This window comes from Mycobacterium sp. 050134 (genome assembly GCF_036409085.1).
Lineage (GTDB): Bacteria > Actinomycetota > Actinomycetes > Mycobacteriales > Mycobacteriaceae > Mycobacterium.
The window spans coordinates 1-224 of the sequence record NZ_JAZGLV010000108.1; the positions used below are offsets into that span (position 1 = coordinate 1).

The following is a 224-nucleotide window of genomic DNA, read 5'->3' on the forward strand; positions in this document are numbered from 1 at the left end:
TCCACGGGTGCGACGGGTGCGACTGGCCCGACCGGCTCGACTGGTTCCACCGGGGCGACGGGTGCGACTGGCCCGACCGGCTCGACTGGTTCCACGGGTGCGACCGGTTCCACGGGTGCGACTGGCCCGACCGGCTCGACTGGTTCCACGGGTGCGACCGGCTCGACTGGGGCGACTGGTTCCACGGGTGCGACCGGGGCGACTGGCCCGACCGGCTCGACTGG

Annotated in this window: 1 protein-coding gene; it reads left to right on the forward strand. The window is 74.1% G+C overall.

All coding sequences use genetic code 11. The annotated features are described in order from the left end of the window. On the forward strand, positions 1-224 hold a 224-nt coding region (locus SKC42_RS27610; protein ID WP_330967389.1), incomplete at both ends, for a hypothetical protein.